This is a genomic window from Caldisphaera sp. (assembly GCF_049974385.1).
GTDB lineage: Archaea > Thermoproteota > Thermoprotei_A > Sulfolobales > Acidilobaceae > Caldisphaera.
Window position 1 is genome coordinate 1 of the sequence record NZ_JBMFIW010000074.1, and the last position, 535, is coordinate 535.

The 535-nt window shown below is 21.9% G+C and carries 1 protein-coding gene; it reads right to left on the reverse strand.

The window, feature by feature from the left end; translation table 11 throughout:
• Positions 1 to 194 (reverse strand): hypothetical protein (locus tag ACP5GV_RS08150; RefSeq protein ID WP_428103313.1); only part of this gene is annotated, 194 nt, incomplete at its 3' end.
• Positions 195 to 535: the final 341 nt, after the last annotated feature.

Genomic DNA, 535 nt, shown 5'->3' on the forward strand with positions numbered 1-535 from the left:
TTTTCTTTTCTCAAGTTGCGCAATCCATTATAAATAGATTTATATGCCATATCAATGTCATTTGAAAGGGCTAATGTATCCAAAATATTATATTCTTTTTCTTCTACAAATTTTGATAAAGCATTAACCAAGTTTTCAAAAAGATTACTGGTCTTGATTTTTTCCTTATTTTCAGAAACATCTGATTTACTCAAAAAATCACCCTATTATATTTTCTAGATGAAAGGTTGTATATCAAAGGTTATATATTTAATGCTGATTCTATTCATAATATTTAAAAGTAAATATTCTTATAAAAATTTAATATATCATAAGTATATAATTAAGTTTAGTTTTTGAATTTTCTCTATAAATATTTTGGTTTATTAAAAAATCGTTACCTAATTCTTACATAAATTTTCTTAATGTCTAGTTTTACCCTATTGATTGCAACTTAGCATTCAAATCAATATAAAATTGATTCAATTTTTCAATTCAAAAATATATAACCTTTGGAAAATTATATTCTATTGGTAATAGAGATGCTTACAAAAAT